This is a genomic window from Caulobacter sp. GW821-FHT10C03 (assembly GCF_059415485.1).
In genome coordinates, this window is sequence record NZ_JBWKNI010000015.1 from 85,897 (window position 1) to 104,095 (window position 18,199).

Genomic DNA, 18,199 nt, shown 5'->3' on the forward strand with positions numbered 1-18,199 from the left:
ACCCGGAGCGTCCATCATGACCCCGTCGCCGATCCGCCCGACCTTCTCTCGTACGGCCTCGCGCCCGGCGCACCGAACCAAGTTGCTGGCGGCTTCCGCTCTGGTCAGCTCCCTGATGGGCGGCGTGGCGGCGATGCTGGCTCAGCCGGCGATGTCGGGAACCTTGCCGGGCATTCCCAGCGCCGCCAACATCACGGTCTCGACCGGCGGCTCGCAGCCGGTGATCAGCTTTCCCGACGCCATCACGCTGCAGATCGAGCTGAACGCGCCCCGGACGGTCATCAACTGGACCGACCTGCACCTCAGCAGCGGCGACGCGATGAACTTCCTGTTCGACTCCGCCAGCGACATCGTCCTGAACAAGACCACCAGCCAGATCCGGTTCGACAACGGCAGCGTGGTGACCGGCAAGGTCGGGGCGGCGACGGCCGGCAATGTCTGGTTCTATTCGCCCCAGGGCGTGATCATTTCGCCGGGCGCGACCATGACCGCCGGCGGCTTCCTGTTCAGCAAGGGCTCGGGGCTGGTCGACGCCAGCTTCGTCGATTCCGCCGCGCCGCTGACCTTCCTGCGCTCGACCGCCGATGCTCTGATCCAGATGACCACGATCAGCTCGGCGACCAGCGCCTCGATCAACAGCAGCGGCGACGTCGTGCTCAGCGCCTCCAGCGGCGCCCTCAACGTCTCCACCGCGGTGGGCGCCACGGTGGACATCTCCACCACCTCGGGTTCGATCACCGCCAGCGAAGTCGTCGCCACCAGCGGCGCGGCCAGCGTCGCCGCCGGCGGCCCCGGCGCGACCGTCACCCAGATCACCGGCGACACCGGCGTCACGGTCTCGTCGAGCGCCAACACCTCGGTCGGCGCGGCCACGACAACGACCTCGGGCGACATCCTGCTCACCAGCAACGGCTCGGCGTCGCTGACCCTGGGCAATTCGGCGCGCGACGTCACCATCAGCGCTCCGCAGGTCTTCGTGAGCACGATCGACGCGGCGCGCGACGTGTTCGTGACCGGTTCGACGGCCGCCTATGTGACCAACCGCATCTTCGCCGGCGACGACATCGAGATCACGGCTTCGGCCGGCGACGTCTCGGCCGGCGGCGCCTATCTGAAATCGACAGGCCTGGGCGCCAGCGACGACGCACACATCCTGCTGCGCTCCGACACCGGCTCGGTCAACGCCGGCAACACCTTGCTGACCCAGGGAACCGGCGCGCAGGCCGGCGACATCACCATCCAGGGGGCGACGACCGCGAGCCTGGGCACGGCCACCTCGACGCGCGACATCAAGGTCAGCGGAACCTCCGCCAGCCTGAGCAACGGCTCGGCGGCGCGCGACGTCTTCGTCACCGCGACGACCGGAAACGCTACCGTCGTCACCGCGGCCACGGCCGGCGACGACGTCGAGGTCACGACCACCTCGGGCGACGTCCTGGCCAGCGGCGCGACGCTGAAGTCGACCGGCGCCGGGGCGACCGACGACGCCCACGTGCTGGCCAGGTCGAGCGACGGCGCGGTCAATGTCGGTGCGGCCATCACCCAGGGCGCGGGTGCGACGGCGGGCGACGTCACCCTTGACGCGGGCGGAACGATCACCGCCGGTTCGCTGACGGCGACGCGGGACGCCAAGGCGGTCGCGGCGGGCGATATCGACGTGACTTCGGCCACGTCCGACCGCGACATCACCATCACCTCCAACGGCGGCCAGGCGATCCTGCGCGCCGCGACGCTGACGGGTTCAGGCTCCGGCCATGATCTGTCGATCACGGCGGTCGGCAACGCGGTGCTGGGCGATCCGGACTATACGGCGATCAAGACGGCCAACCTCTTCAGCCGCACGGGCGGCAACACCGGCACGGCCAGCGTCAAGTCGACGGGCGGCGTCGCCATGGTCCACCTCGACACCAGCGCCCTGATCGACACCCTGGAGGGCGCCGATGTCGACGTGACCGTCGCCAGCGGCCTGGCGAGCTTCGGCACGATCACCGCCCTGACCGGCAACCTCTACGCCGAGACCTACGACGGCGGCCTGACCGTCGGTTCGGCCACGGCCAGCAGCGGCACGCTGGCGCTCTATGTCGCCGGCGGCGACCTGACGATCACCGGCTCGGTCCACGGCGACGGCGCCACCCATCTGGAGACCGACGGGCTGCTGGACGGAACGGCGGCGACGCTGATCTCCAGCGGCGACGACCTGACCCTGATCGGCGGCAGCGTCGACGTCGGCGAGGTGACGGCCGCTCTGGCGCTGGACGCCACCGCCGCGACCGGAAACATCGTCGTCCAGAAGGCCGTGGCCGGCGAGACCGTCGTGGTGGCCGCGATCAATGGCGACGCCACGCTGCGCGGCGCCGAGGGGCCGGACGGCGTCACGGTGCTGGCCATGAACACGGCCACGTTCGGGGCCGACGACAAGGCCTCGATCACCACCGCCAACTATGCGATCACCAATCCCAGCTGCGGCTGCGGTACGGACGGCCTGCAGGTCCTGTCCTACGACGGCGACGTCGTGGTCAACATCAACTCGGCCAGCAACGGGATCACCCTGGTCGGGGCGGCGATCGACGGCAGCGCGACTGTCGTCCAGAAGACCGGCGATCTGGTGATCGGCGAGCTGGCGGCCTACGACATCACGATCGAGGCGATGGCTGGCACACTGGACGTCAGCGCCATCAGCAGCGGCGGGGACTACACGGTCACCGCCCAGGATTTCGTGGGCGACAGCCTGACGCCCTATCTGTTCAACGGCGACATCCGCGACGTCACCATCACCGACACCCTGGGCGACCTCGACCTGGGAAGCCTGTCGCTCTACGCCGGCCGCAAGCTGACCGTCACCAGCCAGGCCGGCGCGGTGCTGGGTTCGGCGCAGCTACTGGCCGGTACGGGCGTGGGCGACGGCGAGGTCCGCGTGACCGGCCAGGGCGTCTCGCTGGATACGGCCGAGGCCGACTACGACGTGGACCTGAACGCCGGAACCGGCGCGGTGACCGTGGGGACCAGCGTCACGGCCGGCTACAACTATCATCTGACGGGCGCCAGCTTCTCGGCCAACGCCCTGTCGCCGACGGGGACCCAGGCCGGCAGCTGGTTCATTAAGGTTCCGAGCGGCTACGACTTCGACTTCACGGGGCGCGACCTGCACTATGTGGGCGGGATCGGCGTCGAGATGGTCAATGGCGACGTCACCGGCGGGGACGTCACCAGCGATACAGGCGATGTCTATCTCGAGGCCAACAACGTTCAGGTCGAAACCCTTAGCGCGGCGAATGGCCAGGTCACTGCACACGGCTATTTCGGCGACGCCCTGATCGCCTCGGCCACGGCCGGCGACCAGATCATCGTCACCGCCAATCTGGGTGACGCCAAGCTGGGCTCGGCGATGCTGACGGGGACGGGAACCAACAGCCTGCTGGTCACCGCCACGAATGGCGACGTGGTGCTGGGCGCGGCCACGCCGGGCGCGATCACCACGGCCAACATCGTCACATCGGCGGGGTCTGGCACGATCGTCGAGGCCTCGACCACCACGGGCTCGGTCGATGTCAACCTGGACCATACGACCGCTGCCGACCTGACCACGATCGACGCGCTGAATGCGGTCAACATCACGGTGCTCAACGGTTCGCAGCGGATCATCGCCGCGCGGTCGATCACCGGAGCCGTGAACATCGACGGCCCCAGCGGCGCCTTGACGATCGACGGACTGACCGCGAACGCGGACTCTCAGGTGAACGGCGACGGCGACACGCGGCTCGTCTCGGCCCTCGTCGATGGCGACCTGACGGTGACCTCGGCCACCGGCAATCTGCGCTTCGGCGACGCGGTACCCGGCCGCGTGATCGACGTCAGCGGCGCCCTGACCCTGGAGGCGGCCACCGACATCGCCCAGCAGGGCGTGCTGAAGGCCAATTCGCTGGGCGTGACCTCGGGAACGGGCGTCGTCCTGCTGGGCGCCAACGAAGTCTCCTACCTGGACGCGGTCAGCGTCACGGCCGGCGGTTTCGCCTTCAACGACACCCTGGCCTTCGACCTCTACGGTCCGATCACCGCGATCGGCCAGACGGTGGAACTGCGTTCGGCCCACGCCATCGGCCAGGTCTCGACCGGGATCATCACCGCCCAGACCCTGATCGGGTCGTCCGTCGGCGGGGCGAACTTCGGCGCCGCCAACCAGGTGGCGCAGCTGGGCGACTTCACCAATACCGGCGGCCTGCTGAAGCTGGTCGACGGCCGCTCGCTGACCATCACCGGAACCGTGCTGAGCACGGGGACGCTGGCCCTGACCTCGCATGCCGGCATGACCTTCGCCAGCACCGGCAAGGTGACGGCCGACGGGACGGGCGACGCGATCGTGCTGGCTTCGGACGGAACCTTCACCAATGCGCGCGGCGCCGACGCGGTGACCGCAACCAACGCCGCCGGCCGCTGGCTGATCTACACCCAGGCGGTCGGCAACGCGTCCGGCTCGACGGCGGCCAACAGCTTCAATGGCCTGGCGGGCAAGAGCTTCTACGGCTCGGCCTACGACTTCTCCAACGAGACCCTCGCCGTCGCCCCCAACGCCGGCAACCGCTTCGTCTACGTCTACCAGCCGACCCTGACGGTGACGCCGGTCAGCCAGACCGTGACCTATGACGGCAGCGTTCCGAGCACCTCGGCGACGATCACCGGCCTGGTCAACGGCGACCTGGCGTCCGACGCCTGGTCGGGCGCGGCCACGGTTTCAGGCGCGACCAGCAGGAACGTGGGAACCTACGCCCTGACCGCCGCGGCCGGGACCCTGGCCTCCGACCTCAACTACGCCTTCTCGTACGGGACGGGCTCGCTGCGCATCGACCCCAAGGTTCTGACCGGCGTCCTGACGGCGAACGACAAGACCTATGACCGCAGCACCGCCGCCACGGGCGTGGTCACCCTGTCCGGGGTGATCTCGGGCGACACGGTCGGGGCCGCCGGAACCTATGCGTTCGACGACTGGAACGCCGGAACGGGCAAGACCGTCACCGCCTCGGGCGTGACCCTGTCGGGCGGCGACGCCGGCAACTACAGCCTGGGCGCGGTGTCGTCCGACACGGCCGACATCTTCAAGAAGGCGATCACCGGCGCCCTGACGGCGAACGACAAGACCTATGACCGCAGCGTCACCGCGACCGGCGTGGTGACCCTGGCCGAAGTGATCTCGGGCGATACGGTCGGGGCCGGCGGGACCTATGCCTTCGGCGACTGGAACGCCGGAACCGGCAAGACCGTCACCGCCTCGGGCGTGACCCTGTCGGGCGGCGACGCCGGCAACTACAGCCTCGGCGTGGTGTCGTCCGACACGGCCGACATCTTCAAGAAAGCGATCACCGGCGCCCTGACGGCCAACGACAAGACCTATGACCGCAGCACCGTCGCCACCGGCGTGGTCACCCTGGCCGGGGTGATCTCGGGCGACACGGTCGGGGCCGCCGGGACCTACGCGTTCGGCGACTGGAACGCCGGCACGGGCAAGACGGTCACCGCCTCGGCCGTGACCCTGTCGGGCGGCGATGCGGGCAACTACAGCCTGGGTACGGTGTCGTCCGACACGGCCGACATCTTCAAGAAGACCATCACCGGCGCCTTGACCGCCAACAACAAGACCTATGACGGCGCGACGACCGCCAGCGGGACGATCGGCCTGACCGGCGTCGTGACCGGCGACACCGTCTCGGCCGCCGGCGTCTACGCCTTCGCCGACAGGAACGCGGGCGCGGGCAAGACCGTGACGGTGTCGGGCGCGACCCTGGCCGGGCTCGACGCGGCCAACTACAGCCTGGGCGGCGTCAGCGCCGGCCTGGCCGACATCCTGCGCCGGTCGGTGACGGTGTCCGCCGACGACACGTTCAAGGTTCAGGGCCATTTCGACCCGACCCTGACCTATCGCATCACGGTGGGCGACCTGGTGGCGGGCGACGCCTTCACGGGCGGCCTGGCCCGCGACGCCGGCGAGACGGCCGGCGCCTATGCGATCACGCGCGGAACCCTGGGTTTGTCGGCCAACTACGACCTGAGCTTCACGGGCGCGGTGTTCACGATCGATCCGCTGCCGCCCGCCGAGCAGAACGCCTCGACGACGCTCAAGCATCTCAACGCCTCGCCGGACTTCACCTTGGACTGGGATCCCGAGCTCAAGCTGGAAACCCAGGGGGCGGGCTGCCCGGGCGAAGGCTGTCCGCCGCTACCCGCGACGGTGGCTTTGCTGCATTAGCGACGCCGCACGGCGGCCGCCCGCAGTACGACCGACTCTGACGCCGCTCGACGGCATCTTTGCCACCGAGCGGCGACTCGCGATCTGTAGGGCGTCGCATCGCGCGAGGATTCATCATGACCCCTGAGGCCTTTTCGACCCTGGCCGCCCGTCTGGGCGCGGCCGTGCAGGTGCGGCCCGTGCTCGACACCGTCCAGTTCCGTGTGGGCGGCCGCGCGTTCGCGACCCTGGGGTGGCCGGAAGCCGGCTGGGCCGTGGTCAAACTCAGCCTGAAGGACCAGGCCGCGGCCCTGGCGATGAGCGACGCGGTGGCGATCGAGCCGAAGCGCCCGCGCGGCTCCGGCGTCACCCTGGTCTGGCTCAAGGGGATCGACGAGGACACGATGGCCTACATCCTGGCCGCCGCGTTCGGTGTGGCCTACGCCAAGGCCGCGCGCTCGCGAGCGGGCAGGGGGCGCGGCGCCGTGCTCGGCGCGGCCAAGGGAGCGGCGTGAGGTCATGAGCGCAGGCGTGAAGATCGTGGCCGTGCTGGCCGCCCGCGAGGGCAAGGGCGCGGCGTTGGAGGCGCTGTTGCTGGGCATGGCCGAGGCCTGCCGGGCCGAGCCGGGCAATCTGCGCTGGGACGTCTGGCGCGACCAGGCCGATCCGACCCGTTTCGTGCTCGACGAACTCTATGTCGATAACGCAGCGGTGGCGGCTCACCGGGCCAGCCCGCACTTCGCGTCCTATCTGGCGAGAATCGGCGACCTGGCCGAGCGCACGTCCCTGGTGCTCGATCCGGCCGACCTGGGGTAAGGCTCAGACGCGAGATACGCTCGTGTCAGGCGAAATTCCCCAGGTTCCTGTCGCCTGCCGGCAATATCGTATTTGCGTCCGTCGCCGGGATATGGTGGTGACAATTCAGGTTCGCTGGTCAGGTCCGCTGGCCAAGTCGAGCGGATCAGCGCCAGTCGGGCGCGTCCGGTAATGCGTAGGGGAGGTCGAGGCTGTCGGGGGTCCAGCAAGCGCCGTCTTTGCTGGCGCTTTATGAAGAAAAGCGCCTGAGCCTCGTACGCCTGTTCACCGCGCGGCTGCGTTCGCGCGCCGAGGCCGAAGATCTCGTCCAGGAACTCTATTTCAAGGTCACGGCCATCGAGGGCGGCACCGCGTCGGCCGGCGGCGGCTCGGCCCTGCTTTATCGCATGGCCGAGAACCTGATGCTGGATCGCCTGCGCAGCGCCCAGCGCGGCCAGGCGCGCGACGAGCACTGGCGGCGCACCCAGGGCGGCGAAGGCCTGGTGGACGGCGATCAGCCCGCCGACGCGCCCTCGGCCGAGGCCGTGGTCGAGAGCCGCCAGCGGCTGGCCATCGTGCTGAACGTGCTCGAAGAGCTGTCGCCGCCGGTCGCGCGCGCCTTCCGCCTGCACAAGCTGGAGGGCCTCAGCCATTCGGAAACCGCCACGGCCATGGGCGTGAGCCGCAGTTCGGTGGAAAAGTACGTAAGCTCGGCCTTGAAAGCCGTCGCCAGGAGGCTGCATGAGGAGTCGTGACGCAGCCTGCGGGTTTTTTGACGAACTTTCTGGAGGGGATCGTTCGTCGGCGACGTCTACTGTATGGGCGAGCGTCGATGGGCGCGGGGACAGGGTGGCATGAGCCTTTCGCGAAGGAACATGGATGAAGCCGTCGATTGGCTGGTTCGCCTGCAAGGCGAAACGGTCACCGCCGACGATTGGCTTGCCTTCGACGCCTGGTTGAACGCCGCGCCGGAGCACGGCGAGGCCTATGACGTCGTCGCCGCCCAGGATGAGGAACTCAAGCGGCTGTCGGCCGTCTCGCCGTCGGCCGTGGTCACCCCGCTTCGCCCGCGGCCGTCGCGCCGCGCGTGGCTGTGGAGCGGCGGCGCGGCGCTGGCCGCCGCCTTCGTGGCCGCGGCTGTGCTGGGCCCGGGCCTGCTGAATTCGCCGGCCGAGACGATCTATTCCACGGGCAAGGGCGAGCGCCGGACGATCGCGCTCGAAGACGGCTCGCACGTCGATCTCGCGCCCGGCTCGCGCATGGTCGTGCGGTTCACGCACGGCGAGCGCCACGTCGACTTGGGCGACGCCCAGGCGATCTTCGACGTCACCAAGGATCCGTCGCGCCCCTTCGTCATCGCCGCCGGCGACACGCGAGTGCGCGTGGTCGGCACCCGATTCGACGTGCGTCATCGCGACGGACGGGTCTCGGTGGGCGTCGAGCGCGGCCTGGTCGAGGTGTCGCCGGGCGACTCGAAGACCTACCGTCTGCCGCCCGGACGCGGCCTGACGCATGTCGAAGGCGCCAATGACGCCAAGCTCGCCGATCTGGCGCCGGGCGAGGCCACGGCCTGGCGGAACGGGCGATTGATCTATCGCGATAGGCCTTTGACCGAGGTGGCCGGCGATCTGAACCGCCTGTTCGACAAGCCCGTGCGCATCGTGGACGGGAAAGCCGGGGGGATGCGACTTTCCGGCGTGTTGATCGTTGATGGCCAGGATGCGATGGTCTCGCGCTTGGCTAAGCTCTTGCCGTTGGAAGTGGCGGTCGCGGATGACGCGATCGAACTCCGCGCGCGCTAGCGCCGCCAGAATTTTCTAGGCGGGCCTTTGCGGGCCAGGGGTGCGGCGGGGGCCATGCAGCGGGCAGGGGGACGAATGGCGCGGCCGCCCTGGCCGTCGCGACTCGCTCGCGTCCTGCTGGCGTCGGCCGCTGTCGCTGGCCTGGCCGTCGGTTCCGCCGCGGCCGCCGACATTACGCTCCACATCCCCGCCAAGAGCCGCAAGGACGCGTTGATCGACCTCGGCGTCCAGGCCGGGGTCAGCCTTGGCGGCGCTTCCAACTGCGGCGGCCGCGCGCCGGCCCTCGACGGCCGCATGTCGCTGCGCAAGGCGCTCGAAAGTCTGACGGCCGGCGGCGGCTGCGATTTCCAGATCATCGACGCGGTCACGGTCAAGATCGTGGCCCGGGCCACGCCGCCTCCCACCGCCGCGCCGCGCCCCTCGGCGCCGGCCGAAGCCTCCACCCAGGTCGACAGCGTCGTCGTCAGCGCCACCAAGCGCGGCGCGCCGCTGAACGCCGCGCCCGGCGGGGTCAGCGTCGTGCGGGGCGAGCGCCTGCGGGAGCTCGACGCCGTCGACACCACCGGCGTTTCCCTGCGCACGGCCGGCTTCCTGACCACCAACCTCGGCGCGGCCCGCAACAAGATCATGCTGCGCGGCCTGTCGGACGGGGCCTTTACCGGGCGCACCCAGCAGACGGTGGGCACCTATCTCGACGACGTCCCCCTGACCTACAACGCGCCGGACCCCGACCTGCGGCTGATCGACGTCGAGCGGGTCGAGGTGCTGCGCGGGCCGCAGGGCGCGCTCTACGGCGGCGGTTCGCTGAGCGGCATCTACCGCATCGTCACGCGCCGGCCCGAGCTGAACCAGTGGTCGCTCGAGGCGCGGGCGGTCGGGGCCTCGACCGAATCCGGCTCGGCCAGCGGCAAGATCGAGGGCGTGCTCAACGTTCCCCTGGTCGCCGACCGCGCCGCCATGCGCCTGGCGCTCTTCGACGATGTCGACGGCGGCTATGTCGACGATGTGAACCTGCGTCTGTCGAACGTCGACCGGACCACCCGCAAGGGCGGACGCCTGGCGCTGGCGACCCGGCTCAGCGACAACTGGACGCTCGACCTGTCGACCGCCGCCCAGGATCTGGCCTCGAACGACACCCAGTACACGACCCCGGACCTGGGCGGCCATCGCCGCGCCAACCAGGTGCGCGAGACGCACGGCAATCGCTTCCGCGAAGCCGCCGCCACGGTGACGGGATCGGGCGCGTGGGGGCAGTTCGAGTCGTCGACCGGCTTCGTGCGCCACCGTTACGCCAGCCGCTACGACGCCACCGCCGCCGTCGAGCAGATGAGCGACACGGCCGTGGACCTGGGTCTCTTCGACGAGGGCAGCGACGTGCGCCTGTGGGTCGAGGACATGACCTGGACCTCGCCGTCCGACCGGCGGCTGACCTGGCTGCTGGGCATCTACGGCCTGGTCGGCGAGGAGCGCAGCCGGGGCGAACTGCGCGGCAGCACCTCCCGCCAGAGCCTGCGGCTATACTACGACGAGACCCGCGTCGATCGCCGCCGCGAAGGCGCGCTCTACGGCGAGACGACCTGGGCCATCGGCGCGGGCTGGTCGGCCAGCGCCGGCGCGCGGGCTTCCGACAGCCGCGTGCGGACCGTCTCGTCGATCATCGCGCCGTCGCCGGGGCGATCGCGCGATTTCGACAAGGAAGCCAGCTTCTCGGGCGTCTCGACCAAGCTCTCGATCCAGAAGACCCTCAGCGGGGGAGGGATGATCTATGCCCTGACCTCCGAGGGCTATCGCTCGGGCGGGTTCAACTCCGGCGGCCTGACCCCGCCGTCGTCGAGCCTCGACCACTTCTCGCCCGATCACCTGCGCAACTACGAGATCGGCGCCAGCCTGCGCCCCCTGGCCGGCAGGCTGACCCTGCGCGCGGCGCTGTTCCACGACGTATGGCGCGACATCCAGACCGACCAGTACCTGAGCTCGGGCCTGTCCTATACCGCCAATGTCGGCGACGCCCGCAACACCGGCCTGGAGCTGGAAGGTCTCGTGCGGTTGGGTCCGCGCTGGCAGTTGCAGGGCAACGCCCTGCTCAATCGGCCGCGGATGGTGCGGATCGCCACCAGCTTCGCCTCGGTCAATGACGCGGCCTTGCCGGGTGTGCCCGACCTGTCGGCGGGCGCGACCCTTCGCTACGAGCGTCCGTGGGGAACGCGGCGGATCGTGCTGACCAGCGACGTAAACTATGTCGGCCGCTCGCGCATGACCTTCGATCCGCGCTATTCGCCGGAGATGGGCGGCTACGTCACCGGCCGGCTGAGCGGCCAGCTGCGCGGCGACGACTGGAGCCTGGGCCTGGCGGTCACCAACCCGGCCAACACTTCGGGCGACACCTTCGCCTACGGCAATCCCTTCTATTTTGGCCAGGTGCGCCAGGTCACGCCGCTGCGTCCGCGCACCTGGACCGTGGAACTCGCCAAGGCCTTCTGACGTTGTGCATGGTTATCGTGCGTTTTCCTTGAGGGGGCGCCTTTTCGGCGCCGTCTGACCCATGACGGATCCGCGACACGCGGGTCTATCGGGGGAACTGCCGATGACCGTACTCTCGGGCCTGGTCTGCGCTCACAACGAGGAAGCGCGCCTGGCCGACTGCCTGGCCGCCTTGTCGTTCTGCGACGAGATCGTCGTGGTGGCGGACCGCTGCTCGGACCGCACCGAAGCCATCGCCCGCCGCATGGGCGCGCGAGTGGTCTCGGGCATCTTCCCGGTGGAAGGCGTGCGCAAGACGGCCGGCGTGGCGGCCTGCCGTGGTCAATGGGTGTTCGAGCTGGACGCCGACGAGGGCGTGCCCCCCGAACTGGCCCGCGAGATCCGCACCCTGGTCAATGCCGCCGACAGCGCTGACTGGTACCAGGTTCCGGTCGACAACTACATCGGCGAGCGCCTGGTCCGTCGCGGCTGGGGCGGCTCGTTCGGCGCCTCGTCGGTGGCCCGCCTGTTCCGCAAGGGCGTCAAGACCTGGAAGAACGACCGGGTGCACCCCGGCACCGTGTTCACCGGCGAATGCGGCGGTCGCCTGCACGCCGCCATCGTCCACAAGGTCGACGACGACCTTCCCGACATGATCCAGCGCCTGAACCGCTACACCGACCTGCGCGCCCAGGACCTGGCCGACAAGGGCAAGGTCAAGGGGCTGGCCGACGACGCCTTCCGCGGCGTGCGCCGGTTCTTCAAGTGCTACGTCTCGCGCCAGGGCTACAAGGAAGGCGACTACGGCTTTGCGATCGCCGTGATGGCCGGCCTCTATCCGCTGCTGTCGAACCTGAAGGCGCGCGAACTGATGGCTTCCCGCCGCACCCTGGTGATCAGCGCCGAGCCGAACGGCGCCTCGGCGTCCGAACTGGTTCTCGGCCAGGCCGGGTGATCGGCCGGATGATCGATCGTCTGCTCATCCTGGCCATGCTCGGCCCGGAGCTGGCGCTGTGGCGCCGCGCCGGACGCCGCCCCGTGGTCTGGTGGCGCGACGACGACGCTCGCCATACCGGGCCGGCGCTGACGCTGCTGCTGGGCATGTCGGCCCGCTATTCGGCGCCCCTGACCGTGGCGGCGATCCCCGACGGCGACCTTCCGGCCCTGGTCGGCGCCTGCGGCGTGACGCCGGGCGTCGAGCTGGCCATCCACGGCTTCCGGCACGAGAACCGCGCCTCGCCGGGACGCGCTTCGGGCGAGGTGATCGACGGCGACAGCCTCGCCGATGTGCTAGCGTCGCTCGATACAGCGCTGGCCGCCTTCGCGAAAGCCGGGGTCAGGCCCTCGCTGTTCGTGCCGCCCTGGAACAACGTTCACCGCACCCTGGAGACGGCCCTGGCCGTCCGTGGCGTCGGCCTGTCGGGCTATGACGGGATGCTGGCGCCCGAGGCGCTGCCGCCGCGTATCGACGCCCACCTGGACATCATGCGCTGGAAGCCGACGGCCCGGTTCCGGGGCGCACGCCGGTTCCTGGATCGCGCCCGCCGCCTGCTGGCCGAGCGCCGTCGCAAGCGGGCCTGGAACGAGCCCATCGGGCTGCTGACCCACCATCTTGATCACGACGAGGCCGCCTGGCGCTTCCTCGCCCTGATCCTGCCGGTTCTTCAGCCGCAAGCCCGGCCCTTGCTCTCGGCCGAGGTCGCTTCGCAGGCGGCCTGAGCGGCGCGAGATCCGTCACGCAAGAGGCGGCTAGCCGAAACCTCCCACAACCGATAAGCACGCAGAGTTGCGTGAGCGTGTATGCTCTCGTGAGCGTTTCGGGGCGTCTTGGGGGCGTGAAAGTGTCGAGATACGGAGGCGTCGCGGGGGCGGCGTTGGTGATGGGGGCTGCTCTGCTGGGCGGGCCGGCCATCGGCGAGGAGCCGGCCAAGGCTCAGGTCGTCCAGGCGGACGCGAACAAGGCTGACGCCAGCAAGGCCAAGTCGGCGCAGAAGGCGGTCGACCCGACCATCGCGCCCGATCCCGCCGTCCGCCAGGGCGTGCTGCCCAACGGCCTGCGCTACCTGGTCATGCGCAACGCCGTGCCGAGCGGGGCGGTGTCGCTGCGCCTGGCCGTCGACGTCGGCAGCCTGGAAGAGAGCGACGCCGAGCGCGGCACGGCCCACTTCGTCGAGCACATGGCCTTCCGCTCCACCCGCCGCTATCCGGAAGGCGGCCCCGACCGGGTGTTCGCGCCGTGGGGCGTGGTGTTCGGCCGCGACCAGAACGCGGTCACCGACTACTTCTCGACCTCCTACATGCTCGACATGCCCAAGCCGGACGACGCCCAACTGAAGACGGGCCTGGGCTGGCTGCGCGACGTGGCCGACGGCGTGATCTTCACCACCGACGGCGTGACCCGCGAGCGCGGCGTCGTGCTGGCCGAGATGGAGACGCGCGGCGGGCCGCAGATGGACGCCCAGCAGGCGATCTCGCGCTTCCAGGCCCCGGAGTCGCGCTCGGTGCAGCGGATGCCGATCGGCACGCGCAAGACGCTGGACGCGGCCACGCCCGTCAGCCTCAAGAAATTCTACGACGCCTGGTACCGGCCCGAGCACGCCGTGGTCACCGTGGTCGGCGACCGGCCGGTCGAGGCGCTGGAGGCGCTGGTCCGCGAGACCTTCTCCGACTGGAGCGGGCGCGGGCCCAAGCCGGTCCGGGTCCCGGTGACGATCACGCCCGCCAAGCGTGAGTTGGACGCCTTCGCCATCGGCCACGAAAGCCTGCCGACGGCGATCAGCGTCTGCCGCCTGCGGCCGGGCGTTCCGCCGCAGATCGACACCGTCGAGTTCCAGCGTCGCGAGATCATGTCCCAGGTCTGGCAGACGATCTTCAACCTGCGCCTGGCCCGCCGGGTCTCGGGCGGCGAGACCCACCTGCTGGGCGCCCTCGCGTTCGGGGCCCAGACCCGCGAAATGTCGGCGACCTGCATGGTCGCCATGCCCACCAACGACTCCTGGGAGGCCGCCCTGGCCGAGAGCCAGGCCGAGTTCAACCGGCTGGCCAAGACGCCGCCGACCGACATCGAGTTCGAAACCGCCGTCGAGAAGATCCGCTCGCTGGTGCGCGGCGCCAGCACCAACGCAGCTTCGCGCAAGTCTCCGGACCTGGCGTCCGGACTGCTGAGCAAGGCCTTGGCCGGACAGGTCGCCCGCTCGCCGGCCGACTCCCTCTACGTCTTCGACCGCGCGGTCGAAGACGCCACGGTCGACGACATGCGCGCCGCCATGGCCGAGGACTGGTCGGGAACCGGGCCGCTGCTGTCGGTCACCGGCGCCAAGCCGCCGACCCGCGAGGCCCTGCTGGCCGCCTGGACCCGCAACGGCGACGCGGTCAGCGACGCGCCGCTCGTCAAGCCAGCCTCCAACGCCGTCTGGGCCTATGGCGACTTCGGTCCGGCGGGGCAGGTCGTCCGGCGCGAGACCATCGCCGATCCGGGCTTCGTGCGGCTGACCTTCGCCAATGGCCTCGTGCTGAACTTCAAGCAGACCGACGTCCAGCCCCACAAGATCGAGGTGCGCCTCAACTTCGGGGCGGGCCGCCGCGAGATCGCCGACAAGGACAACACCATCGCCGAGTTCGGCCTGGCGATGATGAGCAGCGGGGGTCTCGGCAAGCACAGCGCCGAAGACCTGGAGACGCTGTTCCCGACCGGCGGCCTGGTGAACTTCGACACCAATCTCGGGGTCACGACCTTCTCGATCGACACCTCGATCTTCGGCGACTCGCTGGGCCGGGAACTGGAGATCCTGGCCGCGTTCGTGACCGATCCGGGCTTCCGCAGCACGCTCGACGCGCGCCTGCCGACGGCGGCCGACCTGGCCTACCGCTCGATGCGCAGCATGCCGCCGTCGACCCTGTCGGACGCCATCGCCAAGCGGTTCGATCCCACCGGCGCCAGCAGCCTGCCGCCGCAGTCCGAGCTCCTGGCGATCCGCTCGTCCGACTTCTCCCGCGTGCTGCGTCCGATCCTGACCACCGCGCCGCTGGAACTGACCATCGCCGGCGACGTCGACGAGGCCACCGCCATCCGCGCCGCCGCCCGCACCTTCGGCGCCTTGCCGGCCCGTCCGGTGACCGACCGCGCGCGCCCGGACGTCCACTTCCTGAGCTATCCGGACGATCCCGTGCCGCCGATCCGCGTCGAGCACGGCGGCTCGGCCGACAAGGCCGCCGCGGCGCTGATCTGGCCGCTGTACGTGGCCTCGCCCGAGCGCCGGAAGGAGGAGTACGCCCTGAAGCTCCTGGCCTCGGTGTTCGACACCGCGCTGCGCCGGCGCATCCGCGAGGAGCTGGGCAAGACCTACGCTCCGGTCGTCTCGACCGCCACGCCCGACCACGGCGACCAGGGCGTACTGGAAGTCTCGATCGAGGCCGATCCGAAGGACCTGGCCAATCTGGCGACCGAAGCCGAGGCCGTGGCCGCGCGCCTGCGCAACGGCGAGATCACCGAGCAGATGCTGACCGACGCCCGCCAGCCGATCCTGGCCACCATCCGCGCCAATCGCGAGACCACCGCCTGGTGGGCCGGCGCCATGGCCGGTTCGGCGACCGATCCGGCCGTTCTGCAGGAGGCCCTGCTGGTCGAGCCCCTGGTCACCTCGCTGACGGTCGAGGATCTGCGCGCGGCCGCGCGAACCTGGCTCAAGCGCCCGCCGATCGTCGGCTTCGCCTATCCCGCCGCCAACGCCAAGACCGCCGAAGTCTCGACGGGAGCCGCTCGATGATCCTCCGCGCCCTTCATCCCGCCGCCCTGTTGATCGCCCTGGCCGCGACCGGCGTCGCCCACGCCGCCGCCGATCCGCGCGAGGCGTGCCTCGCGGCCGACACCTCCAAGCGCCTCGTCGACCGCGAGGTCGTGGCGGCCGACTGCACCACGGCGCTGGACGCCGGCGTCCAGGACGCGTCGGTCAAGACCCGCCTGCTGGTGGCCCGCAGCAAGGCCCGCTGGCGGCTCGACCACGACGCAGATGCGCTGGCCGACGCCGACGCCGCGCTGAAGCTGTCGCCGGGCGATATCGAGGCCCAGGTGGCGCGGGGGGCGGCCCTGTTCCATCTCGACCGCGACGACGAGGCCCTGGCCATTTTCGACGCCGTGCTGAAGGCCCATCCGACGCATACCGACGCGCTGCTGTATCGCGGCCGCGTCAAGCAATGGACCAAGCACGACGCGGCCGGCGCCCGCGCCGACTACGACGCCGCCATCGCCGCCGATCCCCGGTTCTACCGCGCCTATCTGCAGCGCGCCGACCTGCTGGAAAGCACGGACCCGGCCGCCGCCGAGCGCGACCTGAAGACGGCCATCGGCGTGACCGACGATCCATACGGCGCCCAGCTGCGCCTGGGCGAACTCTACGAAGGCCAGGAACGCTACGCCGAGGCGCGCAAGCTCTACGACGCCATGGTCAAGGCCGATCCCAAGGACGGCTACGCGCTGAGCTATCGTTCGATCCTGCGGGGATCGCGGGGCGACAAGTCCGGCGCCCTGAGCGACGCCAAGGAGGCCGTGCGGGTGGATCCCAAGGAGTCCCGCGGCTTCTACGCCCTCGGGGTCGCCTATGATCAGCTCGACCAGTTCGAGCCCGCCCGCGACGCCTATCGCGAGGCGTTGAAGATCGATCCCGACTATTCGCGGGTGCTCCGTGCCCTGGGCGAGCTGCTGCGTCGGAACAAGGCCTATGACGAGGGTCTGGTCGTGCTGAACAAGGCCCTCGAGCTGGACGCCAAGGACGCAGACGCCCGCTTCCAGCGCGCGCTGCTGCTGAACGCCAAGGGCGAGTCCGCCAAGGCGATGGCCGACTACGACGTGCTGATCGCCGACAAGGTCGAACACGCCGCCACCTACTACAACCGCGCCCTGCTGCTGAAGGATCAAGGCAAGTGGGAGGCGGCCCTGGCCGACTACCGCAAGGCCGCCGAGCTGGACCCGAAGGACCCCGACGCGCCCAACGGCGCCGGCGAGGCCCTGGGTGAACTGAAGCGCGGCGACGAGGAGATGGCCGCCTACGCCGCCGCCCTGCGCATCGATCCGGCCAACGTCCAGGCCTATGTCAACATGGGCGTTGCCTATAACCAGCGCCAGGACTGGCCGCGGTCGCTGGACGCTTATCGCAACGCCGCCAAGCTGGCGCCCAAGCGGCCAGACCTGCAGGTCGCGATCGCCGAGCTGCTGGCGTGGCAGGGCGACGACAAGGGCGCCCGCAAGCTCTACGACAAGGCCATCGCCCTGAACCCCGACCGGGCCGCGAGCTGGGCCGCGCGGGCCGACTATCACCGTGACCAGGGACGCCCGCGCGAAGCCCTGGCGGACTATGCCCGGGCGCTGAAGCTGGCCCCGAACGACATCGACCTGCGGGTGACCCGCGCCAGCCTGCTGCGGAACCAGGACGACTTCGCCGGCGCCATGGCCGATCTCGACGCGGCCCTGGCCGTCGATCCGAAGTCGGCCTACGTGCACAACAACCGCGGCCTGGCCTATTTCGCCGCCAAGGACGACGCGGCGGCCCTGGCGGCCTATGAGGCGGCCATCGCGGCCAAGCCCGACTACGAGCCGGCCTACTACAATCGCGCCGACGTCTTCATCCGGCAGGATCGCTACGACCGCGCCATCCGCGATCTCAACGTCTCGCTGAAGCTGTCGCCGGGCGACGTCATGACCCTGACCCGCAAGGGCGCGGTCTACTGGTACCTGTCGGACTACCGCCGGGCGACCGAGGAACTGGACGCGGCCATCGCGGGCGATGCGACCTATGCCGACGCCTGGGAGTGGCGGTCCAAGGTCAAGGCCAGCCAGGGCGACACGGCCGGTGCGGCGCGCGACCTCGCGGAATCCAAGCGCCTCAGCGGAAGCTGAAAAGAGCCGAAGCTGAAAAAGGGAAGGGGGGCG

At 70.2% G+C, this 18,199-nt stretch carries 10 protein-coding genes; all 10 read left to right on the forward strand.

All coding sequences use genetic code 11. The features are described 5' to 3' along the window. Positions 1-16 precede the first annotated feature (16 nt). The 10 genes from AC07NG_RS18550 to AC07NG_RS18595 all read left to right on the forward strand — a co-directional run bounded on the left by AC07NG_RS18550 (position 17) and on the right by AC07NG_RS18595 (position 18,166). Positions 17-6,238, forward strand: a complete 6,222-nt coding sequence (locus AC07NG_RS18550) for a YDG domain-containing protein (RefSeq protein ID WP_494595569.1) — start codon at positions 17-19, stop codon at positions 6,236-6,238. 116 nt (positions 6,239-6,354) lie between these two features. Next, complete coding sequence (locus tag AC07NG_RS18555) at positions 6,355-6,732, forward strand: MmcQ/YjbR family DNA-binding protein (RefSeq protein ID WP_492856131.1); 378 nt, start codon at positions 6,355-6,357, stop codon at positions 6,730-6,732. Positions 6,733-6,736: 4 nt separating this feature from the next. Continuing rightward, positions 6,737-7,033, forward strand: a complete 297-nt coding sequence (locus AC07NG_RS18560; protein WP_494595571.1) for a putative quinol monooxygenase — start codon at positions 6,737-6,739, stop codon at positions 7,031-7,033. A gap of 218 nt (positions 7,034-7,251) precedes the next feature. After that, positions 7,252-7,767 carry an RNA polymerase sigma factor gene (locus AC07NG_RS18565; RefSeq protein ID WP_494595572.1) on the forward strand — a complete coding sequence of 172 codons (516 nt, stop codon included), beginning with the start codon at positions 7,252-7,254 and terminating at the stop codon, positions 7,765-7,767. 120 nt (positions 7,768-7,887) lie between these two features. Then, positions 7,888-8,814 (forward strand): FecR family protein, encoded by a 927-nt coding sequence (locus tag AC07NG_RS18570; RefSeq protein ID WP_494595573.1) that lies wholly within the window; start codon positions 7,888-7,890, stop codon positions 8,812-8,814. 75 nt (positions 8,815-8,889) lie between these two features. Then, positions 8,890-11,295, forward strand: a complete 2,406-nt coding sequence (locus tag AC07NG_RS18575; protein WP_494595574.1) for a TonB-dependent receptor — start codon at positions 8,890-8,892, stop codon at positions 11,293-11,295. Between the two features lie 103 nt (positions 11,296-11,398). Continuing rightward, positions 11,399-12,229 carry a glycosyltransferase family 2 protein gene (locus AC07NG_RS18580; protein ID WP_492856126.1) on the forward strand — a complete coding sequence of 277 codons (831 nt, stop codon included), beginning with the start codon at positions 11,399-11,401 and terminating at the stop codon, positions 12,227-12,229. A gap of 8 nt (positions 12,230-12,237) precedes the next feature. Next, the gene (locus tag AC07NG_RS18585) at positions 12,238-12,993 is read left to right on the forward strand and encodes a DUF2334 domain-containing protein (protein ID WP_492856125.1); all 756 of its coding nucleotides are present in this window, start codon (positions 12,238-12,240) and stop codon (positions 12,991-12,993) included. A 122-nt stretch (positions 12,994-13,115) separates the two neighbouring features. Further along, on the forward strand, positions 13,116-16,040 hold the full coding sequence (locus AC07NG_RS18590) for a M16 family metallopeptidase (RefSeq protein ID WP_494595575.1): 2,925 nt from the start codon (positions 13,116-13,118) through the stop codon (positions 16,038-16,040). Beyond that, on the forward strand, positions 16,037-18,166 hold the full coding sequence (locus AC07NG_RS18595; protein WP_494595577.1) for a tetratricopeptide repeat protein: 2,130 nt from the start codon (positions 16,037-16,039) through the stop codon (positions 18,164-18,166). The genes AC07NG_RS18590 and AC07NG_RS18595 overlap by 4 nt, the downstream gene beginning before the upstream one ends. The last annotated feature ends 33 nt before the right edge of the window (positions 18,167-18,199 follow it).